The following is a 20,913-nucleotide window of genomic DNA, read 5'->3' as shown; positions in this document are numbered from 1 at the left end:
GGGCAATGCCCTGCCGGCCGGACCTGCGGGCGCTGGCGTGCGACACCGTCCGGTGCTGGTGGCGACCGTCCTACGGGCAACACCAGAGCTCCGGGCCGGTGAGCACCCGTGCGCGTCCGGGTGATCTAGGTCGCGCGACTACCGTTTGTCCCATGCGGATCGCGGTTGTCGGTGGTGGAATTAGTGGGCTCGTCGCAGCGTATCGGGCGCGACAGCGGTTTGGCCCCGACGCCGACATCGTCCTCCTCGAACGCGGCGAGCGCGTCGGGGGAGTGCTGCATACCGGCGAATTAGGCGGTGGCCCACTCGATTTCGGTGCTGAGGCGTTCGTTGGACGACGCCCCGAGGTGATCGACCTCATGACCGAGCTGGGTCTCGCCGACCAACTCGTGCGCCCGGCAGGCAAGCGACCGCTGGTGTGGGCGGGCGGCGCGACGCACCCGCTGCCCGCGCGCACCCTGATGGGCATTCCGTCCGACGCCGAATCCCTGCGTGGATTGGTCGACGACGATGCGCTGAACTGGATCGAGACCGAAGCTGAGCGCCCGTTTAGCTGGACGCCAGGCAGCGATACCGACGTCGCGTCGCTGGTCGTCGACCGTTTCGGTGAGCAGGTGGTTCGCCGCAGCGTCGATCCCCTGTTGGGCGGTGTCTACGCGGGCATGGCGTCGTCGATTGGCGTTCGCGCGGCCCTCCCGACACTGGCGGCAGCCTTAGACCGCGGTGCCCCGAATCTCACCGCCGCTGTCAAAGCGGCGCTGCCCGCGCCAAGCACCGAGCCCGTTTTCGGTGCCCTGCGCGACGGTTACGCGACATTGACCGCCGCACTGGTCGCCGCATCCGACGCACGCGTCATCACCAACACGGCGGTGACCCGAATCGCGCCCGCCGCCCAAAGTGGCTGGATCGTCGACCCACTTGGCCGCGTCGACGCCCTCATCCTCGCCGTCCCCGCCCCGACCGTCGCGCGACTCCTTCGCCCCTTCGCCCCCGAAGCGGCCGCGACAGCGGCGACAATCGAACCCTCGTCCTCGGTCGTCGTCGCCCTCGCGCTCCCACTCGACACCGAACTCCCCGACAACTCCGGCATCCTCATCGCCACCGGAGAACCCTTGCGCGCCAAGGCATTTACCCTGTCCAGCCGCAAATGGCCTCACCTTGCCGACCGTGAGCACCTTCTCGTCCGCGCCTCTTTCGGCCGCTTCGGCGACGACAGCGCGCAACGCTGGTCCGACGATGAACTCATCACCGCCGCAAGCGAAGACCTCGCCACCGTGACCGGCGTCAAGATCGCCCCGGCACACGCTCATGTCCAGCGCTGGCCCGGCGCACTCGCCCAATACGCACCCAACCATGGCGCGACGATCACCGAATTGCAGACGCGGACAAGCGAATTCGCCAACCTGGCGCTTGCCGGCGCCTACCTCAACGGCGTCGGCGTCCCCGCCTGCGTGGCGAGCGGAACCCGTGCGGTGACCCAACTTTCGCAGGTCTAACCACCATTCGGCGTGTCATCGACCACAACCGATAGCCCTCCCGCATGATTGCTCGCTGTGACTATCACCGACCCGCCAACCATGCCCCTGCGCATCCTGTGCCTTGACCCCGAACTGGGCCCCATCGAAATCGACCCAACGCGCGCGGCACGCAACACCGTCACTGGCGTCTTCGGTGCCGACGAAACAAGCCCGTGGCGTGCCCGCAGATCGGCCGAAAACAGCGCAGTGGCACCATAGGACCCATGGCGCGACTCGATTATCAGGAACTCAATTCCACCATTCGCTACCTGATGTTCTCGGTGTTCCAGGTGCAACCGGGCGTCCTCGGCGACGACCGGACTGCCGCGATCAAGGAAGCGCGCGAGTTCTTCGACGGGCTCGCCGACTCGGGTGTTGTGCTGCGCGGCATCTATGACGTTGCTGGCATGCGCGCCGACGCCGACTTCATGCTGTGGACCCACGCCGAGCGCGTCGAAGATCTCCAGGCCGCCTACGCCGACTTCCGTCGCACCACCGAACTCGGCAAGGCGAGCGCGCCGGTGTGGAGCAACGTCGCTTTGCACCGCCCCGCCGAATTCAACAAAAGCCACATCCCCGCGTTCCTCGCTGGCGAAGAACCCGGAAACTACATCTGCGTCTACCCGTTCGTCCGCTCGTACGAGTGGTACCTGCTGCCCGACGACGAGCGTCGCAAGATGCTCGCCGACCACGGCAAGGCCGCGCGCGGCTACCCCGACGTGCGCGCCAACACGGTGAGTTCGATGGCACTGGGCGACTACGAGTGGCTGCTCGCGTTCGAAGCGCCGGAACTGCACCGCATCGTCGACCTCATGCGCGACCTGCGCGCCACCGAAGCGCGACTGCATGTGCGCGAAGAGGTCCCGTTCTTCACTGGACCGCGCGTCGACGTTGAGCAGTTGGTCGCGTCGCTGCCGTAAGGCACACGTTGACACAATGCCCGCCAACACCGGTGCTGGCGGGCATTGTCGTTATTTGCTGTCCGACGATTCCGGCGCGTGCTTCAACGCGATCGAGTTGATGCAATACCGCTGGTCGGTCGGGGTGGCGTACCCCTCACCCTCGAATACATGCCCAAGGTGGCTGTGGCAGTTCGCGCACACCACCTCAACACGGCGCATGCCCATGCTGTCGTCAGGCTTGAGAATCACCGCATCCGAATTGGCCGGGTCGAAAAACGACGGCCAACCGCAGTGCGAGTCGAACTTTTCGGTGCTGCGGAACAATTCGGCATCGCACGCTTTGCACGTGTACACGCCCGGCGTTTTGGTGTCGGTGTACTCGCCGACGAACGGGCGCTCAGTGGCCGCTTCGCGCAACACGGCGTATTCCTCGGGATCCAATTTGGCCCGCCACTCCTGCGGCGTGAGCTGGAAACGCGGGGCGGGGAGCGAAGAGTTAGGCAGCGAAGAGTCAGCACTCATAACTCCACGCTAATGCTTTCTCCGCGCTCGCGCCCGTACCTATTTGAGCGCGGGTTGCCTGTCGTCGATCGCCGATGCGTCATCGTCGATGAGTTCGTCGTCAAGCTGCGGCACTGAGGCGACCGGTTCCGGCTTGGGCGCTGACGTCATCCAGATCGGGTCGATTCCGTACTGCAGTCGACCCTGGCGACGTGCCGCCAAATACCGGTCGCCGACAACGCAGAAGACAACGATGAGCAGCAGTCCCCACCCGAAGGTGACGCGCAGATACTCAAGGTTGCGGCCGATGTCCTGCCAGCGATCCGACAGCCACTTGTCGTAGGTCATGAACCCGAAAATCGCCAACCACGCTGGCCAGTTGCGCAGCACCGAATTGCGCAGGACAACGGTCATGAGGAACGGGAAAAGCATCATCGAGTAGTACATCTGGCCGAGCGACGGCAGCAGGAAGTACGCGGTGAGCAGCACGCCAGAGAACGTGGTGACGAAGAACAGTTCGTCTTGGCGGTAGTAGCGCCACAGCAACCACAGCGTGACCGCGACAACGCCCGCCATGAGCACCCGCACAAGCAACGTGAGCCACTCGGGAAGCCCGTAATAAGCCGCGTTGCCCACGATCGCGCTGTTGAAGTAGTCGCGCGACTCCATCAGATACGGCATCACGTCAGTGAAGAACTTGCCAGCGTCCTTCGACAACGGCCACGCGATGATGTTCAACGCGACCGGCACGCCGAGCCCAGTGATGAAGACCTTCCACTGCCCGCGCACGGCGGCGACAAGCAGCAGCGGTGCGAGCGTGGGTTTCACCGCGATCGATAACCCAAGCGCGGCACCGGCCCACAGGTCGCGTCGTTTGAGCAGCAGATGCAGGAACGCCAGCTCAGCGAGCAGCAAACAGCCGTTGACGTTGGTGAAGACCAACGTGTTGGTGACCGTCTCCGACGCGAACATCGCGAGCAGCAACGCGGGCGCGGCAACGGAGTTGAGCCCGAAGTTGAACAGCTTCAACAGCAAATACCACGCCAGCAGAATCGCCGCGGTATTGAGCGCGATGAACAACCACCGCGACAACTCGTATTCGATCACCGCCACGGGCGCGATCAGCAACGTGCCGCTCGGCGGATAGAGGTAATGGGGGTCGACAGAACTGAAGTCGGCCGTGTACACGGGCCTGCGGTTCAGGAACTCGAACGAGGCGTTGTACACCGGCCGGTAGTCGTCGGTGACGAACCCGTTGATCGCCTTGATGAAGACGCGGTTCAGCACCGTCATGACCGCGAATGGCCACAATGCGAACTTGATCACCTCGGCGGAGGTGCGAGCGGTACGAGGCTCGAGCTGTCGGAACAACACTTGGGCACGGTACACCGAATCGAGACCAACACGTGTCCCCGGTGTCGCTCGACGCGCCGACAAACGCAGGTCGCCGGGGCCGTCAGGCGGGGCAGGCGCCGCCGTCGGAGGGCAATTTCGCGTCAGCGAGATAGGTGGTCAATACCTGTTGCGCACACCCGGAATGTGCGGCGACCGGATGACCCCAGCCCTGCCACGTCATCGTCGCGTGTGTCGCGCCCGCCACACCCAACGCGCCGGTCACCGACGCGGCAGCGCCGCCAACAACGGGGTCGGCCGCGCCCGCGAAGACAAGCACGGGCATTTTCAGGTCACTGGGCAGCGGCGGCGCGGTCGATACCGGCCACGCAGAGCACAGCATCAGTCGAATCGCGGCGTCGCGGCCGAACACCGGGTACTTCGTCGCCCAGGTGGTGGCCAGCTCACGCGCGCGTTCCTGTGGCGGCGCTTGCAGGCTGTCGGTGCAGCGGTTCACGAACTCGCCGTCGGAGTTGATCGCGGCGGTCTCGCGGGTGACGATCGCGCTTAGCGGCCCGCGATCGCCTCGGTCGGCGGCGGCGAGCGCGTCGGCGAGGACGGGCACCCGGTCGGCCTGATCGGCGCGTGGGCTCGACAGGAACCCGGTCAGCGCGGTCGACAGATCGGCGGCGGAAATGTCGCCGAGCTGGTTCGCTGTCGCTTTGCCCATCAGCGACGTGACCGTCGCGCGGGGGTCGGCGCCGAGCGCGCAGTTGATCGCCTTGCAGCGTTGCGCGAACGCGGTGAGCGCGGCTTCGGCACCGGTCACCTGCGCTTCGGCGACGGTGACCGCATCGGATGCGACCGGTTGCGGTGCGTCGAGAACGAGCCGCGCGAGATGGTCGCCGTAGCGACGGGCGTAACTCAACGCGACCTTGCCGCCGTTGCCCGACCCAAGCAGGTTGATCTTGTCGACCTGCCACTGCTTGCGCAGCTGCTCAAGATCATCGGCGGCATGGGTCGCGTCGAACGTGCCCTCATACGGCTGGAGGAAGTCGCGGCAGGCGATCGTGGCGTCCTGGCTGTACTTCGCGACCGCGGCGACCGGGTCGTTGCTGCCAACACCGGTCTGGCCGAGGTCGCTCATCACCGCGCGCAGCTGAGCCGGAATGCAGTCGATGGGCTGCGATGCGCCGATGCCACGTCGATCGACGGCGACAACGGGTTGCGCGGCGAGCAACGCGGTATTGCGACCGATCGCGAGACCGGCGAGCGTCGACCCCGACGACCGATCCGCGCCGGAAGTGAGCACGAGCGGCGGCGCGTCCACCGGCGTCTGTGGCAGTCGCGCGCGCATCGCGGCAGCGTGGAAGGTGCCAATCACCGAGCCCGCAGCGTCGATCGGCGTTGCGAAATCGGCGCATTCGAGCACCAACCCGGCGGGGGGCGCGCCCAAATCCAAGCTGTTGAGTGTCGTCGTGGTGCAGTCGCGCCACGCGAGGTCGGTCTTGGGCTTCTCGGCTTTGGCGTTAGTGGGCGCGTCGGGACCAGGCTGCACCGCGCCACCGGACCCCGGCCGCTCGACCGCGACAGCGGGACGATCCGACGGACCAACCCCGCAACCGGCAACTATCGCTGCCAACATCGACAGTGTCGCGGCCGTCGCGGCGGCCCGAGTCAAGCGCATGGGCTACACATTGCCACCTTTGGCCCGCGCTTTCATCGACGGGCCCAGCGGGCGAGGATGGTCCCGTCGTCGGCGAGCAGCAGGTGCTTGCGTGCCATCGGGGTGTCGAACTGGCGCGACGACAGCGTGATTCGCCCGCCCGTGCCCCCGACCAGCACCGGGGCGGTTGTCAAACACAGTTCGTCGACCAAATCCGCTTCGGCCAACTGGCCGAGCAGCGTCGGTCCGCCTTCACAGAGCACCCGGTTGAGTCCTCGCTCGCTGAGCACTTTGAGCAGGGCAGCGCCCATGATCGTCGCTTCGCCCGCGATCACCACGTCCGCGCCCGCGTTTTTGAGCGCTTCGATCCGGTCGGCCGGTGCCTGTCGGGTGGTGATGATGATCGGCGGCGTTTCGGCGTTCGTGAACAGTCGCGCGGTGGGGTCGAGCGACGCGTGCGCGGTCACCACCGCGATCGGCGGCGGCGCGCCATCTTCGGAACCGCCGATTCCTTGCTGGTAGAACCGCTGCCGGAGCGCGCGGTCGGGGTGCGCGCCGCCGTAGTTTTCGGCCCGCACAGTGCCCGCGCCAACGACGATCACCTCGGCGAGCGCGCGCAGCAACGCGAACACCTTCTTGTCGGCGGGTCCGCCCAACACGCCGGACACCCCGTCGACGGTGAACGCCCCGTCAATGCTGGCGACGAAATTGCCGCGCACCCACGGTCGTTCCAGTTGGCGCGGATAGGCGTAGCTCCTCGCCAGTTCGTCGTCATCAACGTCTGCGAGCTGGGTCACATTGTGGATACGCTGCATAGGTATCCATGCAACCACGTCCGTAAGCTCGGACTATGCTGCAACGCCTCGTCGACCGCCATCCGGAGGTCCCTGCCGACCAACTCGTCGCGCAGATGGTCCCGCCGCCCATGTTCGACGAAGTGAGCTTCGCCTCCTACATCCCCGATCCGGCTGAACCGAGCCAGGCCGCTGCCGTGCGCACCGCCGCCGACTTCGCCGATCAGGTCAATCGAATCTTCAAGGGCAACAACAAAAAAGGGCTCTTCGGCAAGAAGAAGACCGCCCAGGGTGCTGGCCTGTACCTCGACGGCGGCTTCGGCGTCGGCAAGACCCACCTGCTTGCCTCGATCTTCCACAGCGCGCCCGCGCCGAAGTCGTTCGGCACCTTCGGCGAGCTCACCAACCTCGTCGGCGCGCTCGGCTTCGTGAACGCCGTCGAGCGACTGTCGGCCAACAGCCTGCTGTGCATCGACGAATTCGAGCTCGACGATCCGGGCGACACCACGATGGTTTCGCGTCTGCTCACCGAGCTGTCGGCGGCGGGCGTTTCCATCGCCGCCACGTCGAACACGCTGCCGAGCCAGCTTGGCGAAGGCCGCTTTGCCGCCCAGGACTTCCTGCGCGAAATCAAGAAGCTTGGCTCGATCTTCAACCCGGTGCGCGTCGACGGTCCCGACTACCGTCACCGCGACCTGCCGCCCGCGCCCGAGCCGACGTCGTCGGACGAGCTTGTCGAACGCGCCACCGCGACTGCCGGCGCCACCCTCGACAACTTCGACGACCTGCTCAAGCACCTGAGCACGCTGCACCCGTCGAAGTACGGCGCGCTCATCAACGGCATCTCGTCGGTCTACATCGACGGCGTCCACACCGTCTTCGACCAGGCCGTCGCGCTGCGCATCGTCGTGCTCGCCGACCGGTTGTACGACGCTGGCATCCCGGTCACGGTGTCGGGCGCGAAGCTCGACGAGATTTTCTCCACCGAAATGCTCGACGGCGGCTACCGCAAGAAGTACCTGCGCGCGATCTCGCGGTTACTCGCCCTTTCTCGCTTCGAAGCGGCTGTTTAAAGCTCGCGTTGCAGCACGAAATCGTGGTGTAGCTGCGCTCCTACGGTGAAGGTTTTTGTACCGACCCGTACAAAACCCTGCTTGCCGTAGAAGCGCTGCGCCCGCGCGTTCTCGTTATTCACGCCAAGCCACAGCGCGGGCGCGCCGCGATCCCGCGCGACCGCGACCGCCGCGTTCATGAGGTCGTCGGCGATGCCGTTGCCGTGGTGATCTTCGGCGACGTAGAGCTTGCTCAGCTCGACAACCGGCCCATCGGCAATCGCCGCGAGCACATCCGGGTCGGTCGGGCGCGTGGCGACGAGCAGCGCGTAGCCGACGATGTCGCCGTCGATCACCGCTTTCAAGACCGTGCGATTCGCGTCGGCGAGGTAGTCGACGAACCGCTCCTTCGACAGCACGTCGGCGATGAACGCCGCGATGTCGGCCGCCGTGGCGTGCGGGGGACAGGCGAGAGGGAACGTGGCTGCGGCGAGCACGCTCAATGCCGCCGCGTCGGCTGGCTCAGCCAGCTCGACAACAGTGCTTCGGTTAGTCACCGTTCGAGTACAGCATGTCGGGCCACGCACACGCCGGGTATTCTCTGACCCCATGACGAGCGGTAGCCGCATCGGGATCGTCGGTGCGGGAGTGGCGGGCTTGGCCTGCGCCAAGGTGTTGTCCCAGGCCGGGTTCGAAGTCGAGGTTTTCGACAAGACACCGGACGTGGGCGGTGGTTGGAGCGCGACCAGGCGATACCCGGGTTTGCGCTCGGTCACGCGCAAGGTCACCGACGCGTTCAGTGACCACCCGATGCCCGAGGATTACCCAAGCGTCCCCGACGGCCAGCAGATGCAGGCTTACCTCGCCGGTTACGTCCAGGAATTCGGTCTCGGCCCGAAGCTGCGCCTGAACACCGAAGTCATCGCCGCCGACCCCGTCGACAGCGGCTGGCTTCTTGAGATTCGCGACGAAACCGGCGGACATCACACCTCGTGCGACCACCTCATCGTCGCCAACGGCATCGCAAGCGACCCGCTCATGCCGGAGTTCGAAGGCCAAGCCGCCTTCGAAGCGGCGGGCGGTCGACTGCATCACGTGTCGCGCTTCCCCGACGTCGACAGGGTGCGTGACCGGTCGGTCGTCGTTGTCGGCGCGGGCAGCGACGCGTGCGATTTCGCCGAGGCGGTCAGCCACCTTGCCGACGAAACCAGCATTGTCGCCACGTCATTGCCGTGGAAGTTGCCGCGCCGCTTCGGTTTTGGGGTCGACCACGAACAGCTCGTGCTCACCAGGCTCGGCGAGGCGCACCTGGCGTCGCGGCAACCGAGCCGCCCCGAACGCCTGCTGAACTGGTTCCGATTTAGCGAAGCCAACCTCGACTTGATGCAGGAGCGGGTGATCCGTCGCGAAAAACTGCGCGACCTCAACCTCATCCCCGCTGGCCGGCTCGGCGACTCCGCTGGCGCGGGCGTGCACCTGGCGACCGAGGGGTTCACCGCCCAAATCGAAGCCGGGCGCATCGCCGTGCATCGCGACACCGAGATCGTCGAACTGATCGGCGGCAGGCACGGTCCTGCCGTGCGACTGTCCGATGGCAGCCTCAAACTGGCCGAGATCGTCGTCTGCGCGACCGGCTACCGCCAGGCCGTCCCGTTCCTCACCCCGTTCGTCCGTCGCGCGCTCACCGACGACAACGGCGACTTCCGGCTCTACCGGCACCTGTTGCCCGTCGGCGTCGCGAACCTGAGCTTCGTCGGCTACAACTCGTCGGCTGCCGATTTCCTCACCGCCGAGGTCAGCGCGCATTGGATCGCGGGGCTGCTCACCGGCAAGGTCCGCACGCCGAGCGTCGACGACATGTCCGCTGAAATTGACGAGCGCCTCGCCTGGTCGCGCGCGAACGTGCCCGCCGAAGGGCACCTGCACGGAGCGTCTGTCGCGCCGTTCACGCTGGCTTACCTCGATACGTTGTTGCGCGACTTGGGGACGAAGTTGCCGTTGCGCGCGCGGCTGCGGCAGTGGGTGTTGCCGCTGCGGGCGAGTGCGTACCGTGGCGTGCTGCGCGGACCGGTCGGCACTGGCGACGCGGCGCGTCCGCTGATGACCAGTGACCGCGGCTGATCCGACACGGCCGCACGAAGTTCGAGGTCACGGCGTCGACCACGGTGATAATCCTCGCGTGGATGCCCTCGACCTGAACCTGTTGCTCGCGCTCGACGCCTTGCTCGACACCAACAGCGTCACCGAGGCGGCACGGCGCTTGCGCACCTCGACGTCGGCGATGAGCCGCACGCTGACCAGGTTGCGGACCGTCCTTGGCGACCCGCTGCTTGTGCGGTCGGGTCGCACGCTCGTCCCCACGCCGCGCGCACTCGAATTGCGCCACACCGTCGCGACATTGGTTGAGCAGGGACGTGAACTGCTGACCTCGCGTGCCGCGACCCCGCTTCGCACGCGCGAATTCACCGTGCGGGTCGCTGACGCGGTTGCCCCTGCCTTGTCGGGCCCGCTGCTCGCCGCGGTGCGCGCCGAGTTGCCGGGCGTAACCGTGCGACTGCTTGCCGCCGACCGCGCCGACGCGGCCGTCGGTTTGCGCGACGGTCGCGTTGACGTTGAGGTCGGCATGATCAACCACACCGACCCGGAAACCGTGGTGACCCGGCTGGTGACAGATCGCTGGATCGGCATCGCGGCTGCCGACCACCCGTTCGTCGCTGGCCGCCCGACCGTGGCGGCGTACGCGTCGGCACCCCACCTTGAGGTCTCGGCAACCGGCCACCCGCGCGGCCCGATCGACGACCGCCTTGCCCTGCTCGGCCGCACGCGCCGGGTAGTGGCAACGGCCCCGGACTTGCCGACGGCCCTGTTCGCGGTACGCGACACCGAATTGATCTGTCCCGCACCAGAATTCCTGTCCCGCTCGGCGCGGAGTTCACTGGGTTTAGGAATGTTCGAAATCCCGCTCCCATTACCGGCCCCGGTGGTCGCGATGGCATGGCACCCGCGCAACACGGCCGACAGCGGCCACCGTTTACTACGCGACCTGATCGCGGAAGTTCTGCGCGACCACCCGGCCGCGACCCCGGTCCCCGCAGCTTTGGTTTGAGTCGGCGCGCAAGCGTGGGCGACCTGGCACGCCGCACAGTCGGAGAATGCCGAGGCGCAGCGTCTGGACCGTCCTGCCTCGCGTGCGGCCGTTGTCGCTTACGGCGTGCGTCGGCCCGAAAAGGCCACGGGCGCTTCGCAATGTGCCCCCGTTGACTGGCGGGCGCACACGCCTGGGCGAACCCTGCGCATCGCAACGGGCAGCGGATGCCGAGGTGCAGCACCTGGGTCCGCCTGACGTTGGGGCGTTGCTGGCTTACGGCGTTGGCGGGCCGAAAAGGTCACGGCTGCTCCGTAATTCGCACCCCGTTTGACTGGCGGGCACACGCCTGGACGAACCCTGCGCATCACACCGGGCAGCGGATACCGAGGTGCAGCACCTGGGTCCGCCTCAGCTGGGGCGTTGCTCGCTTATGGCGTTGGCGGCCCGAAAACGTCGCTGTTGCTTCGTGATTCGATGCCCGTCGATCGCTTCAGTTCGTTGAGCATTGCCTGCAGCTTGTCGACGTGGGCTGCACGTTCCAGGTCGAAGGCGCGGTAGGTGCCGGTGACCGTCATGCCTGCCTCGTCGACGTCGGTCGGCGGGATGGGGAACGAGCCGATGGAATCGGTGATCGCGCGGCTCGCGGGCATGGTTGGGTCATCGAAACCGGGGTGAACGGGCTGAGTTTCCTTGTGCGCGTTGTTAGTTGAGGGGACGGAGAGGCGAGGAGGTGCGCTTTCTGGCGGAGCGGCGCTGGCGGGAATCCGCTCCGCAGTGAGTTGATCGCGCCGAGTGAACCCGCCAAACAACGAGTCGCCCCGCTGCTCTTGCCGCTCACCTACGTTGGAATCTTCCGCGGACGCACGCGAGCTACCGGCAGGCGCGTTGGGGAACGAGGTTGCACCACGCTGCTCATCGGAGTGAGGGCCGCTCGGTGCGCTCAGCGTGCTGTCGGTATTCGCCACGTCCGAACGTTCCGGCGCGTCGCTGGCGTACGACCAGCCCAGTCCGCCGATCACCGCACCGTTCGGCACATTGTTGTCCGCGACCCCGCCACCAAACGGGCTGTCCCCGCGCGTCTCGCCGCCCACCGCAGGCCCAAACATCCCGGACGAACTCGACGACGGCGGTACTGGCGGCCCAAAACTGTCGTTAGCGCGGAACGAACTCGCGAGCCCGTCGGTCGCGGGGGAGGTGAGCCCACTCACCGACCGCGAATAGGTCGACCCACTCGGTGGCCGCCCACTGGTATCCGCGAACCGCACCCCGCCGTTGTTGCTCCCAAACCCGTTGCCAGACAACCCAATCCCACTGGATGCGGGCGGCGAGGTGAATCGACTCGCACTTTCAGCACTCCGCGAAACCGGCCGCGCCCGCTCAGGAACCTCGCCAGCGTTCGCGGAATCCGCACTGCCACTTGCCGATTCAGCTCCGACCGCAGGCGACTGCGTAAGCCGCGGATTCGGCCCCGGCACCTGCTCGTCGTTGCCGGAGTCGCCCGCGGCGAAGACAGCCATGTCGCCGCCTGCTTCCCATTCGCGGATCGCGGGCCCGGCGTCCTGCTCGGGACTGAGCGACGTCGCAACAGCGCGCTGGGCTTCCCCAGTCCGAGTAGCCGTAGCGTCAACGCTCGGGCCAGGCACCGCACTCGATGCGGATCCAGTCGCAGACCCGGGACCTGTAGTCGCGACAGTACGTCCCGTCGTCCCGTCTTGTGCGGTCCACGCAGCGGCAGGCGAGTCGGCAACCTCGGGTCCCGCATTCGCCCCATCACTCACCCCCGGCCGGTCCAACCGCACACCCGCACTCGCCACCGGCGCCTCGCTCACCGAGTGAGCGTCATCAACGCGATGCCGATGCCCACCGTCCCCGCGCTCGTCCGCAGCACTACCGACCGTGCGGGACGTCGCGGCGTCGGCAGCCCTTGGTCGCCCACCCCTCGCGGCCGCAGGCTCCGCATCCTGATCTGTCGCGGCATCGGCCGCGCTGGGCCGCCCACTCCGTGAAGAAACGGGCCCTGCACCTTCATCTGTCGCGGAGTCGGCACCACTGGGCCGCCAGTTCCGCGCAGACGCGGGCCCGGAACCTTCATCGGTCGCAACATCGGCGACGCTGAGCCGCCCACTCCGTGCAGACACGGTCCCGGCACTCGCATCTGTCGCAACATCGGCGACGCCAGTGCGCCCACTCCGCGCGGACGCATGCCCCACACCCTCATCAGCAGCATCAAAAGCCGCCGCGACAGCCCCAACTCCCACAATCAGCCCGCCCGACGGCGGCGTGTACCCCTGCGTCGGCGCAACCTCAGGCTCAAGCGCGCGACCCGTCGCCCCGTCGAAACGCGGCCCACTCCGCGCGACCGCGACCTCACCTTCCGCATCCGCGACGTCAACGAAGCGCCCGTTCTTCTTCACCACCCCAATCCGAGGCCGCGTCGCCCCTTCGTCGCCCCCGCCCACGAACGACCGCCGCGATCCCTCATGACCCCCGCCGACACCGTGTTTCTCTGGAGTCCCCGACGTCCTCCGCGACTGGCCAGCGTCAGTTCCGCCGACACCGTGCTCCTCGGACACCCCCGAAGGTCTCGGCGACTGACCAGCACCAACCCCGCCAACACCGTGTTCCTCCGCAGCCCCCGTCGACCTCCGCGCCCGCCCAGCATCAACCCCTGCTCCCCAGCCCCTCAAAATGCTGCCAATCGAAGCGGGCTCCGCGAATCCCGCATCATCCCCACCAAACACCCGCGGCACCGGCACGGCCGACAACGGCAGCGGGTCGCCAAGCTGATCGTGCGTAGCCCGCCGACGCTCAAGCGGCGGCTTAGCGGGGGTAGCACTCGAATCCTCTTGCGTCCCAGCGAATTCCGCGAGAGCAGCAGCCCGCTCAGCTGCCTCCCTCACCTCCCGACGACTCGCACCCCCGCGCGGCCGCACCGCAGCACCATCGGCCCCGTCAAGCGCATCCAATCGCGCACCTAGTCGCGAAATGTCCTGTGACGCATGGAAAGCCCACGACTCAAGCCGATGAATACGGGTGCGATCGGGCATGGACTCGTCGCCGAGCGTCGGCGTGAGTTCCTGGGTGACGCGCGCGGCGACCGCATCGAGCTTGTCGCTGACCTCACGCAGCGTCGCGGCGATGCCAGCAAGCATCGACCCGATGGTTTCGTCGTGCTCCGCGTCCTTCATGCACACCCTACTTCCCGTGGTCGGCGAGCGTGTCCGCCTCGGCCGGTGCGATCATATCCACCGGTGTCACTCAGGGTGACTTCGCGCTCTCCGGGCTAGGGTGCGACGAAGTTCGCGAATCGCCCAAAAAAGCGGAGAAAACGGACACGCAACAGGCCCGGTCAGTGTTGCGAAATGGTGAAGATATGACCCCGCCGTCGCGCCGCGCACGCAACGAAAGGGCTTGATATACAAGTACAATCGTCATTGTGATTACGATCACGAGGCCTTCTCCCCACTAAGCCGCACCCGAGCGCGGGTCAAGGGGGCTGGCGGCGTTTTCGCGAGTGGGAGAACCTGGAGACAGGGCGTGTGCGCGCGGCACACGTCAAGTCCCCGATGAGGGAGTGTGGGCGTGAGAACAAAGCGGCGAAGCGACACCCAGGTGGTGTGCGGACGGCGGGCGTTGCTCGATGAACTTGGTATTTCCGAGGGCAGTCGACGCCTCAGTTCCGAACGTCCCGACAACGGCTGTGGTTGCGCGGAATGCTCAGCGGCGCAATGGAATACCCAACGCCTGCAACATTGGCTCACCGGTCGCCTCACCGCGGCGGGTGCGGAAGAGGCAACGGTCGACGCCACCGTCAAAGGCATCAATGTCGACGTGTTCTGGCGCAAAGGCAACCGCCGCTGCGTCATCGAACTGCACAGCGCCGCCCTCGACATCACCGCCGCCCGCGCACACCGCGAACGCCTGGAAGCCGCTGGCATCACCGACGTGCTCTGGATCTGCCCCGCCGGATACTGGGTGCCTCTCGTCCCTGCAGTAGGCATCGCCGATTTCGCTCCGACCGGGCTCGACTACCGCATCGAACAGGGCATGGTCGCCCCTGGCGAATTCGATTTCGCCGCACCGATTACCGATAACACTGAGTTGCGCACGTTCCTCGACGGCTGGGTCGCCGGCGACATCGAGTGGGCGCAGCTAGATATGACGAACGGAGGCTGGGCGCACGTGGGCACCTGGGAACGGCACACTTCGGCGCAGGCCGCGATGATCGAGCACCAACGACGCGAGCTGCGCGATCAGCGCGTCGAGTTGGCCGTTGCGCGTCAGGCGGTCCGCGATAAGCAGAAAACGGTGTCGCGCTTGCATAATCGCATCGACCGCGCGGGTGTCAACGCCGATGCCGACGCCATCACGATGGCGGGCGTGCGCAGTGAACTGCTTGCGCAGCAACGCATTGCGATGGGATTGCGGGCCACGGTCGCGCGCATGGACCGGGCGATCAACCAGTGGCAGTGGCTCACCTGCTGCGCGATGCTGCTTGTGCTCACTGTTGTGGTGGGAGCGATCGTTACGCGTTAACGGTGCTCAGTCGAATCGGCAGCCGGTCGAGTCGTCGTGTCGCTTCGTCACGTAACACGAGACCGGCAAGGTCGAGCAGCCCGGTCTCGGCGCACTCCCGCGCCAAATCCCCTCGGCTCCAGCGGGTTTGACCCAGCGTCGTGGCAAGTCGCGCGACGTCGGGTCGCCCAACAAGCCGATGCTCATCCAGCGAACTCCCCGTCCACGCCAGATACCCCCACCCGCGCTCGGCGGCGAACGCGCGCCCCAGGCTGCGTTGCACGCGGGTGTGATGAAATGCGATGCGCCCCAACGGAAGCACGTCGATCAGCGCCACTCGCCCGTCGGCGAATCCCGCCACCACGCTCGGGTAATGCACCTGCTCAATCCCACCGAAGTCGTAGGTGAGCGCGGTCGGCTCCTCCTGGAACGCAACAACATTCGCGGCACCGTCGAGCATGCGCAACAGTCGCGCGGTCATCGCCGAGTCGTAGCAAACCTGGCGCCCGACCTTCGCGAGATAGAACCGCCCACGCCCGTCGTCATCCCCGTCGAGCACCCGTGCCGACGAATGCGGCAGTGCTGCAACAGGACCCGGCGACCACTCAATGCCGTCAAGCAATGCCGTGAAGTCGCCCGGATCATCAGCCGGATGCAACTTGCCCAAAATGCTCGCGGTCTTCTTCTGCCACCCCAAGATTCGCTGCATCACATATCCCGCAACACGTTTCGCGTCGGTGGGGGAGTGCCCGGCTAGTCGCAATTTGAGATACGACCACTCCGTCGCAACGAGATCGGTGTCAGTGGCATAGGTTTCGGCAAGCAGCGCGGCGACAAGTCGGTTGTCACCCAGGTCGATCGGATAGCGCCCAGCGAACACCGTCCGAATCGGCAACCGCGACGCCGCAGCCTCGATCACAACGCGCCCAACGGCTTTCGTATAAAGCTGGCGCACCCGGTCGCGCGCGAGGTCATACCCAGCGCCAATACGACTTAACGTCTGCGGCCGCTGGCCCCCAATCCCCAAGCGCAGCGCGACAATTCGCGCATCACGAGGGGCCCGCTCGGCATGGTCGACAAGCAGTTCGCCGACGAGGTCGTCGAGTTCCTCAAGTTCGAAGCTCACATCGCGCGCGATGTCATAGCCCGGAGCTGGCGTGGCGTTCATCGCCATGAGCCTAGCTGGGGCACGCGAGAATTCGCGGTTAGAGCGCCGTCAGGTAGTCGCTGTAGAACAATCCGAGCCCACTCGCTGCCGCGATGCCAGCCAACATCCAAAACCGAATAATGACCGCCGTTTCGGGCCAATCATTGAGTTCGAAATGGTGATGGAACGGCGCCATCCGAAATAGTCGCGTGTGCGTGGTGCGGAAAACCACGATCTGCAGCACCACCGACATGATCTCGGCGACGAACAGCGCGCCGAGCACCACCGCGAGCAATTCGGTATGCGAGGTGATCGACACCCCAGCCAGCAGGCCGCCAAGACCGAGCGAACCGGTGTCGCCCATGAAGATCTTCGCGGGCGCGGCGTTCCACCACAGGAACCCAACGCACGCCGCCGCCCCCGCCGCGCACACCATCGCCACGTCGAGCGGGTCGCGCACGGTGTAGCAGGCGCGGCCCGGGTTGAGTTCGCAGGAATGGTCGTACTGCCAGAACGTGATGATCACGTACGCGCCGAGCGTGCAGCCCATCGACCCGGCGGCGAGCCCGTCGAGTCCGTCGGTGATGTTCACCGCGTTCGACCAGGCGACAACAAGCAGACAGATGAACGCGACGAAGAACAGCGAACCGAACGTGATCGTCGGAATATCGCGCACGTACGAGAGGTTGCGGCTGCCCGGCGTGAGCCCTGTCGCGCCGGGAAAACGCAGGATGAGCACCGCGAAAACGACCGCAGCCGCGATCTGCCCAAGATATTTACCGGCGGCGGTGAGCCCGAGGTTGCGGTGTTTGCGCAGCTTGATGGAGTCGTCGAGGAACCCGACGAGCCCCAACGCCGACGCCAGCAGGAGGATCAGAATGCCCGACGCGCTCGGTCCCGGCGCACCCCACAGCGGTCCGAGCAGATGCGCGCCGAGATACCCGGCCCACACGCCAGCGCCGATCGCCAGCCCACCCATGGTTGGGGTGCCGCGTTTGGTGTGGTGTGTCGCGGGCCCGTCGACCCGGATTTCCTGACCGAACCCGCGTCGAGCGAAAACCCGGATTAACACCGGGGTCAGCGTGATCGTCACCAAAAGCGCGATCGCCGCCGACAACAGAATCTGCCTCATCGGGTCCCCTGAGCGCTGGCGAATGGAGCGTTGACCCGCCGAATCCGCGCGGTCTCGCGCAAGCCCGGCGACGCCGCAGGCGAGTGTAGGCGAGGTGACGCGGCAGTGGGGACCCTAGTGGGGGTCGGTAACGACGATCGTCTCGCTGGGCTGGCTGTTCGCCGCGGCCCAGTTCATGACGCAGTCGATCGAGCAGAAGTGCCGAACATCGTCGACGAAGTGCAGTTCGGCCCAGTCGGAGGGCTCGGCGTCAATGTGCTGCCAAGAATCGCAGCCGTCACGATCGCAATGTTTTGCCAGGCTCACGCGCTGACCTCGGTTCCTGATGATGGTGGGGTTCATGTGAAAGGGCGCAGAAACAAGTTTGGCCCCCTCGAAAGGGGGCCAAACTTGCTACGGTGGTGCGCGATACTGGGATTGAACCAGTGACCTCTTCCGTGTCAGGGAAGCGCTCTCCCGCTGAGCTAATCGCGCGAGGTGGAGACGGGAATCGAACCCGTGTGCACGGCTTTGCAGGCCGTTGCCTCACCACTCGGCCACTCCACCGTACAAAGGAGGATGGGCTTTCAAACTGCTGCCTAACCTACCTCTCGAGCGGATGACGGGATTTGAACCCGCGACCCTCACCTTGGCAAGGTGATGCGCTACCACTGCGCTACATCCGCATTACACTTCCGGGAGTAACTCGCTCAGCTCGTTTCCGGCTGGGCTAGCTGCTCTCCGTGGTGCGATGAGAACATTAGCCGACGTTTGCGGCAGACTACAAATCGCCTGGTAGATGGGGGTAAATCGCGATTGCATCGCACGCTTCTAGGTGCGCGGCACCACGGTTGCCCGCCCGATTCCGCTTTTCGTCGTCGTCGCAGTCGCCGAGATCGGCGGCGCGGGCTGATCTTGCGTTGCGTGCGCGAGCATCGCGGTTGGTTGCGGACGGGCGCGCGAATCGTCGCCCTTGGCTCGACCGCCTTGGGTCGAATCTGTCGCGGACCACGCCGCGCCACTGATTTACCCGCCCAGGCTGGCGATTTGGTACCCACCGGGTGCGTCATGCTAATGTTCCATCTCGTTCGAGCGGCATGCGCCACTCGGCTAATCCCGGTCCCATAGCTCAGCGGGAGAGCGTCCGCCTCACACGCGGAAGGTCGCTGGTTCGAAACCAGCTGGGACCACACTCAACGCCCAGGTCACCGCCATCCCGGCAACGACCTGGGCGTTTTTCGTTCCGACCAAGGAGCCATCGGGCCGAGGCCTCGTCGGCGTGGCGCTGGGAAGTATCTACGGTGTCCTCACCCTGCTGGCGATCTAACGGGGTCTTGCGCCTCGTCACAGCCTCGGTCATGATGTAAGTAAGTAGTTACTTTCCTGGAGGTGACGTGGCGCCTACATCGCGCGACCGGATCATGACCGAGGCCTTGCGCCTGTTCGGGGAGCAGGGCTTTGCCAAAACCTCGGTCGCCCAGATCGAACAGGCGGCTGGGCTGTCGGGCGGGTCGGGGGCGCTGTATCGGCACTTCAAATCCAAGAACGAACTGCTGGTGCAGGCCGTGGCGACTCGGCTCGAAGATCGAGCCGAGTGGGATCAGTTTCTGTCGCCGGAGTTCGACCTCGCTGCCGCGCTGGGCTTGTTCTCCGCCGGGGGATCCACCGTCGACATGATCATCGCGCTGTGCCGGATCGGCCTGGATCGCCTCGACCATGACCGTGATGTGACCCGAATCCTGTTGCGGGACAACTCTATTCCCGCCAACCTGCTCGAAGTGTTCCAGCAGCGGGAGTACGCGGTGGTGATGTCGGCGGTCACCCGTGGACTGGCTGAGCTCGCCGGTGACCGCGTGCTCGACCAGGACTGGGACGCCACCGCCGCCGTACTCGTCGGCGCCCTCGCCCACTTCTGGATCATGGGCGACATTTTCGACGGCGGTCATCCGGCCAATGTCGACGAAGACCGCTATCTGCGAGCCATCGCAGAGATGATCGCCGCCCGGCTGGACTGGGCGGGTACCGAGGGAGAGGACCGAGGATGAACACAACCATCACCGTGGTCGGGGGCGGACTGGCAGGCCTGACTGCCGCGATCGCCGTTGCCGAAACCGGCGTGCCGGTGCTGCTGCACGAGGCACACCAGACGCTGGGCGGGCGCGGGCGGGCAACCTCGCCCCCGCATGTCGCCCACGAGGGCGCGCATGTCTTCTACGCCGACGGCCCGCACTACACCTGGCTGAAGGAGCGCGGCTTCGTGGCCGGGCTCGGTTGGCCGGGCATCGCCGACGCGATGAAGGTGGGCTTCCGGGTCGGCGACCGGGTCCGGCACGTGCCGCCGCTCGGGATGCTGCGCGCCCAGTCACGCAAGCGGCTGCAGGCACCGGTCGACGTTGACTTCCACACGTGGGCCGCCGACCGGTGGGGCGAACGCACCGCCATCCAGGTCGCCAACGCGATCAGCGTGGTCACCTACGACGCGCACACGGGCAGGCTCTCGGCCGCCTACGTCTGGGATCTCTTCCAGCGCGTACTTGGCCCGAATGTCCCCGGCGTCCGGTGGGTTCGTGGCGGGTGGCAGCAGGTGATCGATCGGATGATCTCGCGGGCAACAGAACTCGGTGTCGTCATCGAGACCGGTTCGCGTGTGGACGCGTTGCCGACCGACGGCCCGGTCATCGTCGCCACCGATCTCGATTCCGCACGCCGCCTCCTAGGCGACGACTCCCTGCATGGCACCGGCGGTTTCACCGCACTACTCGACCTTGGCGTGCGGAAGGACCGCCGCGATCGTTTCCTGTGCTTCGACCTGGACGAGGGCGGCTTCCACGAGTGCTATACCGCCCAAGACGACACGATCGCTCCCGCGGGCGAATCCCTGTTCCAACTGCAGATGCCGGTACGCGACAACGAATCGCGCGAGGACGCGCACCGGCGCCTTGAGCGTTTCGCCGATGCGACCATCCCGGACTGGCGCTCCCGCAACACCTTCCGCCGCACCTCGACCGCGAAGGGTCGTACCGGCGCGCTCGACCTGCCGGGCACCACCTGGCGTGACCGGCCTGCCATCGTCCGTGGCGACGGGGTTTACCTGGCTGGCGACATGGTCGCGGCGCCGGGGATGCGCGGTGAGATCTCGATCAACAGCGCCCTCACCGCCGCCAGGTCGGCAGTCGCCGCGGTACGGAAGGACTCCGGCGCCTGGTCGAGTACGGAACCCGCCTAGGCCACGTCTGGCAACCGGATCCCCGGTTCTAGCCGTCGCGGTTGGGTGTTCGGAAAACGGTC

General features: G+C 66.3%; 18 protein-coding genes and 4 tRNA genes. 10 read left to right on the top strand and 12 right to left on the bottom strand.

Translation table 11 applies throughout. The features are described from left to right. Window positions 1-152 precede the first annotated feature (152 nt). The 3 genes from IEX78_RS05255 to hemQ are packed head-to-tail and all read left to right on the top strand — an operon-like array spanning window position 153 to window position 2,437. Window positions 153-1,496, top strand: a complete 1,344-nt coding sequence (locus IEX78_RS05255; RefSeq protein ID WP_188827642.1) for a protoporphyrinogen oxidase — start codon at window positions 153-155, stop codon at window positions 1,494-1,496. A gap of 57 nt (window positions 1,497-1,553) precedes the next feature. After that, the gene (locus IEX78_RS05250; RefSeq protein WP_188827641.1) at window positions 1,554-1,736 is read left to right on the top strand and encodes a hypothetical protein; all 183 of its coding nucleotides are present in this window, start codon (window positions 1,554-1,556) and stop codon (window positions 1,734-1,736) included. Between the two features lie 5 nt (window positions 1,737-1,741). Continuing rightward, complete coding sequence (gene hemQ, locus IEX78_RS05245) at window positions 1,742-2,437, top strand: hydrogen peroxide-dependent heme synthase (RefSeq protein WP_188827640.1); 696 nt, start codon at window positions 1,742-1,744, stop codon at window positions 2,435-2,437. A 51-nt stretch (window positions 2,438-2,488) separates the two neighbouring features. Here hemQ and msrB read toward each other — a convergent pair whose 3' ends face one another. From msrB to IEX78_RS05225, 4 genes are all read right to left on the bottom strand, one after another. After that, complete coding sequence (msrB, locus tag IEX78_RS05240; RefSeq protein WP_188827639.1) at window positions 2,489-2,941, bottom strand: peptide-methionine (R)-S-oxide reductase MsrB; 453 nt, start codon at window positions 2,939-2,941, stop codon at window positions 2,489-2,491. A gap of 39 nt (window positions 2,942-2,980) precedes the next feature. Beyond that, window positions 2,981-4,294: a glycosyltransferase family 87 protein gene (locus IEX78_RS05235; protein WP_229683721.1), complete on the bottom strand. Its 1,314-nt coding sequence runs from the start codon at window positions 4,292-4,294 to the stop codon at window positions 2,981-2,983. Window positions 4,295-4,376: 82 nt separating this feature from the next. Beyond that, window positions 4,377-5,939 carry an alpha/beta fold hydrolase gene (locus IEX78_RS05230; RefSeq protein WP_188827638.1) on the bottom strand — a complete coding sequence of 521 codons (1,563 nt, stop codon included), beginning with the start codon at window positions 5,937-5,939 and terminating at the stop codon, window positions 4,377-4,379. A 32-nt stretch (window positions 5,940-5,971) separates the two neighbouring features. Next, a complete protein-coding gene (locus IEX78_RS05225; protein ID WP_188827637.1) occupies window positions 5,972-6,733 on the bottom strand; it encodes a pyrimidine reductase family protein in 762 nt (253 codons plus the stop codon). Window positions 6,734-6,768: 35 nt separating this feature from the next. Here IEX78_RS05225 and zapE point away from each other — a divergent pair, with 35 nt between their 5' ends. Continuing rightward, window positions 6,769-7,785: a cell division protein ZapE gene (zapE, locus tag IEX78_RS05220; protein WP_188827636.1), complete on the top strand. Its 1,017-nt coding sequence runs from the start codon at window positions 6,769-6,771 to the stop codon at window positions 7,783-7,785. Here the strand turns inward: zapE and IEX78_RS05215 are convergent. Then, the gene (locus IEX78_RS05215) at window positions 7,782-8,321 is read right to left on the bottom strand and encodes a GNAT family N-acetyltransferase (RefSeq protein ID WP_229683720.1); all 540 of its coding nucleotides are present in this window, start codon (window positions 8,319-8,321) and stop codon (window positions 7,782-7,784) included. The genes zapE and IEX78_RS05215 overlap by 4 nt on opposite strands. A 52-nt stretch (window positions 8,322-8,373) precedes the next feature. On the opposite strand from IEX78_RS05215, the gene IEX78_RS05210 reads away from it, so the two are divergent. Further along, entirely contained in the window at window positions 8,374-9,885 is a 1,512-nt protein-coding gene (locus tag IEX78_RS05210; RefSeq protein ID WP_188827634.1) for a flavin-containing monooxygenase, read from the top strand. 58 nt (window positions 9,886-9,943) lie between these two features. Continuing rightward, entirely contained in the window at window positions 9,944-10,870 is a 927-nt protein-coding gene (locus IEX78_RS05205) for a LysR family transcriptional regulator (protein ID WP_188827633.1), read from the top strand. Between the two features lie 410 nt (window positions 10,871-11,280). On the opposite strand, the gene IEX78_RS05200 is transcribed toward IEX78_RS05205, so the two are convergent. Further along, window positions 11,281-14,040, bottom strand: coding sequence for a hypothetical protein (locus IEX78_RS05200; RefSeq protein ID WP_188827632.1), 2,760 nt, complete (start codon window positions 14,038-14,040; stop codon window positions 11,281-11,283). A gap of 394 nt (window positions 14,041-14,434) precedes the next feature. Here IEX78_RS05200 and IEX78_RS05195 point away from each other — a divergent pair, with 394 nt between their 5' ends. Further along, window positions 14,435-15,388, top strand: a complete 954-nt coding sequence (locus IEX78_RS05195; protein ID WP_229683719.1) for a hypothetical protein — start codon at window positions 14,435-14,437, stop codon at window positions 15,386-15,388. On the opposite strand, the gene IEX78_RS05190 is transcribed toward IEX78_RS05195, so the two are convergent. From IEX78_RS05190 to IEX78_RS05165, 6 genes are all read right to left on the bottom strand, one after another. After that, window positions 15,378-16,535 (bottom strand): hypothetical protein, encoded by a 1,158-nt coding sequence (locus tag IEX78_RS05190; protein WP_188827631.1) that lies wholly within the window; start codon window positions 16,533-16,535, stop codon window positions 15,378-15,380. The genes IEX78_RS05195 and IEX78_RS05190 overlap by 11 nt on opposite strands. A gap of 37 nt (window positions 16,536-16,572) precedes the next feature. Continuing rightward, a complete protein-coding gene (gene mraY, locus IEX78_RS05185; protein WP_188827630.1) occupies window positions 16,573-17,646 on the bottom strand; it encodes a phospho-N-acetylmuramoyl-pentapeptide-transferase in 1,074 nt (357 codons plus the stop codon). A gap of 114 nt (window positions 17,647-17,760) precedes the next feature. Continuing rightward, window positions 17,761-17,952: a hypothetical protein gene (locus IEX78_RS05180; protein WP_188827629.1), complete on the bottom strand. Its 192-nt coding sequence runs from the start codon at window positions 17,950-17,952 to the stop codon at window positions 17,761-17,763. A 93-nt stretch (window positions 17,953-18,045) separates the two neighbouring features. Further along, window positions 18,046-18,120 (bottom strand) — tRNA-Val (locus IEX78_RS05175). A gap of 1 nt (window position 18,121) precedes the next feature. After that, window positions 18,122-18,192, bottom strand: a tRNA-Cys gene (locus IEX78_RS05170). 47 nt (window positions 18,193-18,239) lie between these two features. Further along, window positions 18,240-18,311 (bottom strand) — tRNA-Gly (locus IEX78_RS05165). A gap of 432 nt (window positions 18,312-18,743) precedes the next feature. On the opposite strand from IEX78_RS05165, the gene IEX78_RS05160 reads away from it, so the two are divergent. The 3 genes from IEX78_RS05160 (at window position 18,744) to IEX78_RS05150 (ending at window position 20,851) form a co-directional block, all read left to right on the top strand. Further along, window positions 18,744-18,815 (top strand) — tRNA-Val (locus tag IEX78_RS05160). Window positions 18,816-19,019: 204 nt separating this feature from the next. Continuing rightward, on the top strand, window positions 19,020-19,670 hold the full coding sequence (locus IEX78_RS05155; RefSeq protein ID WP_188827628.1) for a TetR/AcrR family transcriptional regulator: 651 nt from the start codon (window positions 19,020-19,022) through the stop codon (window positions 19,668-19,670). After that, complete coding sequence (locus IEX78_RS05150) at window positions 19,667-20,851, top strand: NAD(P)-binding protein (RefSeq protein ID WP_188827627.1); 1,185 nt, start codon at window positions 19,667-19,669, stop codon at window positions 20,849-20,851. Before IEX78_RS05155 ends, IEX78_RS05150 begins: the two co-directional genes overlap by 4 nt. Window positions 20,852-20,913: the final 62 nt, after the last annotated feature.

This window comes from Nocardia camponoti, assembly GCF_014646135.1.
Lineage (GTDB): Bacteria > Actinomycetota > Actinomycetes > Mycobacteriales > Mycobacteriaceae > Nocardia > Nocardia camponoti.
The sequence above is the reverse complement of the archived record's forward strand: the minus strand, read 5'-3'. Positions and strand labels throughout refer to the sequence as shown.

Coding starts and splice junctions, on each gene's coding strand:
- IEX78_RS05255 (WP_188827642.1), top strand. CDS start 153: ATGCGGATCGCGGTTGTCGGTGGTGGAATTAGTGGGCTCGTCGCAGCG.
- hemQ (WP_188827640.1), top strand. CDS start 1,742: ATGGCGCGACTCGATTATCAGGAACTCAATTCCACCATTCGCTACCTG.
- msrB (WP_188827639.1), bottom strand. CDS start 2,941: ATGAGTGCTGACTCTTCGCTGCCTAACTCTTCGCTCCCCGCCCCGCGT.
- IEX78_RS05230 (WP_188827638.1), bottom strand. CDS start 5,939: ATGCGCTTGACTCGGGCCGCCGCGACGGCCGCGACACTGTCGATGTTG.
- IEX78_RS05225 (WP_188827637.1), bottom strand. CDS start 6,733: ATGCAGCGTATCCACAATGTGACCCAGCTCGCAGACGTTGATGACGAC.
- zapE (WP_188827636.1), top strand. CDS start 6,769: ATGCTGCAACGCCTCGTCGACCGCCATCCGGAGGTCCCTGCCGACCAA.
- IEX78_RS05210 (WP_188827634.1), top strand. CDS start 8,374: ATGACGAGCGGTAGCCGCATCGGGATCGTCGGTGCGGGAGTGGCGGGC.
- IEX78_RS05200 (WP_188827632.1), bottom strand. CDS start 14,040: ATGAAGGACGCGGAGCACGACGAAACCATCGGGTCGATGCTTGCTGGC.
- IEX78_RS05190 (WP_188827631.1), bottom strand. CDS start 16,535: ATGAACGCCACGCCAGCTCCGGGCTATGACATCGCGCGCGATGTGAGC.
- mraY (WP_188827630.1), bottom strand. CDS start 17,646: ATGAGGCAGATTCTGTTGTCGGCGGCGATCGCGCTTTTGGTGACGATC.
- IEX78_RS05150 (WP_188827627.1), top strand. CDS start 19,667: ATGAACACAACCATCACCGTGGTCGGGGGCGGACTGGCAGGCCTGACT.